The sequence below is a fragment of the Mesorhizobium sp. M1E.F.Ca.ET.063.01.1.1 genome (assembly GCF_003998155.1).
Lineage (GTDB): Bacteria > Pseudomonadota > Alphaproteobacteria > Rhizobiales > Rhizobiaceae > Mesorhizobium.
The window spans coordinates 1-2,294 of the sequence record NZ_RZSC01000864.1 but is presented as its reverse complement, the minus strand read 5'-3'; the positions used below and the strand labels follow the sequence as shown (position 1 = coordinate 2,294).

General features: G+C 63.3%; 6 protein-coding genes. 1 reads left to right on the top strand and 5 read right to left on the bottom strand.

Features of this window, described 5'->3' with window-relative positions; translation table 11 throughout:
• The 4 genes from EOA29_RS33530 to EOA29_RS33520 all read right to left on the bottom strand — a co-directional run.
• The coding region (locus tag EOA29_RS33530) for an invasion associated locus B family protein (RefSeq protein ID WP_127222208.1) at positions 1-463 on the bottom strand (463 nt) is incomplete at its 3' end.
• Positions 464-576: 113 nt separating this feature from the next.
• A complete protein-coding gene (locus EOA29_RS42410; protein WP_210213205.1) occupies positions 577-732 on the bottom strand; it encodes a hypothetical protein in 156 nt (51 codons plus the stop codon).
• Positions 729-1,091 (bottom strand): YkvA family protein, encoded by a 363-nt coding sequence (locus EOA29_RS33525; RefSeq protein WP_126091158.1) that lies wholly within the window; start codon positions 1,089-1,091, stop codon positions 729-731. Before EOA29_RS33525 ends, EOA29_RS42410 begins: the two co-directional genes overlap by 4 nt.
• Positions 1,092-1,221: 130 nt before the next feature.
• Entirely contained in the window at positions 1,222-1,515 is a 294-nt protein-coding gene (locus EOA29_RS33520) for a 4a-hydroxytetrahydrobiopterin dehydratase (protein ID WP_126091159.1), read from the bottom strand.
• 53 nt (positions 1,516-1,568) lie between these two features.
• Here EOA29_RS33520 and EOA29_RS33515 point away from each other — a divergent pair, with 53 nt between their 5' ends.
• Complete coding sequence (locus tag EOA29_RS33515; protein ID WP_126091160.1) at positions 1,569-2,087, top strand: low molecular weight protein-tyrosine-phosphatase; 519 nt, start codon at positions 1,569-1,571, stop codon at positions 2,085-2,087.
• Here EOA29_RS33515 and EOA29_RS33510 read toward each other — a convergent pair.
• Positions 1,991-2,294, bottom strand: a 304-nt coding sequence (locus tag EOA29_RS33510) for a 2'-5' RNA ligase family protein (RefSeq protein WP_281061124.1), incomplete at its 5' end; no start/stop codon positions are given. The two genes, EOA29_RS33515 and EOA29_RS33510, sit on opposite strands and share 97 nt — an antisense overlap.

The window sequence follows — 2,294 nt, the reverse complement described above, 5'->3', positions numbered from 1 at the left end:
TCAGCGAAAAGACGTAAGAAGTGGGGTTGCCGCGGCCGGACTTCGCCTGCACCTTCATGTCGGTGCCGGTCTTCATGGCGGCGATCAGGACCGGTTCCTCTGCCGCGTTCTCGACCCAGGCCGACTTGCCGCGGGTGAACATCGAGAAGGTCTTCTTGTCGATGGTGACGGTGGCCTTGGAGCCTTCCTGGAAATTGTAGCCGGCGATGAATTGCGGCTCGTAGGAGACCTGCTGACCCGGGCGCTGGCTGACGAAGAAGAACATGTCGCCGTGATCGAGCGACGGCGGCTGCTTGTCGGTCGGAACCGTCAGCACGTAGCAGACTTTGCCGCCCGCCGACTGGTAGCTGTAGGTGCCCCAGGCGTTGTGCTGGCCGATCTTGGTCGCCTGCTGAGCCAGCGCCGGCCCCGCAAAAGCGGCCGCCAGGACCAGGCTCGAAACCGTAGCAATCAATCCGCGCATCGTTCTTCCCGTATTCCAACTGGTGCGGAGGCGGGCCGCCTGGCGTCCTGCCGTCGCTTCATTTTGATTTAATCAGGGTTACCAAACGGTGAATTGTCCTCAAGAAAAGGAACTCACCCCAGGAAACCGCCACCATTCGCGCCACCGCTGGAAATGCGGCGATCACGATGTCCCGGCGCGAACTTGGAGGCCACGAAAGCGGCAAGAGTTTGTCTTTTCGCGCGGGCGGTTTCGCGGTGTCGTTGTGCCAAAATGTCGGCCAGGGTCAACGCTTGTCAGCCAGTGCGTCCCTGGCGGCCTGCCGGTGCGCCGGCGTGATATGGGCGCTGACAGCGGTGATCGCGGCGGTCAGCACGGCAAGGTCGTCGGTGAAGCCGAGACCGAAAACGACGTCGGGAATGAAATCCACCGGCAGGACGAAATAGCCGAGCGCGGCGATGAGGATGCCCTTGGCGCGCAGCGGCGTATCCTTGTCCATGGCGCAATAATAGGCGGCGACCACCTCGTCCATGAACGGGATCTGCCGGGCAGCCTTCTTGGCGGTGCGCCAGAATTTCTCGCGCACCTCGCCTTCGCCGGCGAGCTTGTCGCCAAAGCCGAAGAAATCAAAACCGGATTCCTGCGCCATCAGTCTCTCCTTGGCCGCGCGTGTCCTTGCACGTCGGCCCGCCGCGGGAGATGTGGTGAAAGCGCTGCCTCGCTGCAAGAGTTCGGGTGGCTGTTGGCCCGGAAATCGCACTCCGTCCGGCAGGCCGCCTCTAACCGAAGTAGCGGTTCATCCGCTTCGCCAATTCGATATCGAGCGCGGTCACGCCGCCGGCATCGTGCGTGTTCAATGTCACGTCGACGGTCTTGTAGACGTTTGACCAGTCGGGGTGATGGTCCATCTTTTCGGCGGCCAAAGCCACGCGGGTCATGAAGGCGAAGGCCTCGGAAAAGTTCTTGAAGCTGAAGCTGCGCTTGATGGAGGCGCCGTCGGCGGCCAGCGACCAGCCTTCGAGTTCCGCCAAAGCGGCGGTGATCGCTTCCTTGCTGAGTTTCTCTCTGGTCATGTCGATTTCCTGTGCTATTCGGGAAAAATGACCCGCACCATAGCGCCGGATCGATGAGCGCAAAGCCCATAAATTCCGTTCTGTTCGTCTGCCTCGGCAACATCTGCCGGTCGCCTTTGGCCGAAGGCATCTTGCGCGCCGTCCTGGCGGAGCGCGGAGTGGGTCACGACATCGTGCTCGATTCGGCCGCGACCAGCGGCTGGGAGGTCGGCTCGGCCCCGGATCCGCGCTCGATCGCGGTCGCCATTCGCCACGGGATCGACATTTCCGGGCAAAGGGCCCGCAAGATAGCACCAGAGGATTTTTCGCGATTCGACCTGATCCTCGGCATGGACCGGTCGAATGTGCACGACCTCAAGGCGCTGGCACCGCAGGCCGCGCGCGACCGCGTCCATCTCTATCTGGACTTTGCGACCGGAAGCGGACGAGACGTGCCGGATCCCTATTATGACGGACCGGAAGAGTTCGCTTCGGTCTACCGCATGATCCGCGAGGCGTCGGAAGCGCTGGCGAAGCGGCTGGACGCGCGCGCGTCGGCGCCGACCAACGGCCAGGCTTCCTCGACGATGTAAGGGCCGCCGCCGACCGAATCGCGCGACGACATCAGGACGAAGCGGCCGACGCGGAAGGGCAGCGCGGAAAAATTGCCGCGCGCCGAAAGATATTGCGCGACGTCGAGCGGGCTCGCATTGCGCAGGCGCGCAAGCGTCACATGCGGCGTGAACTTGCGCGGATCGGCGGGCAGGCCGAGCCGCTGGCAGATGCGGTCGATCTCGCCC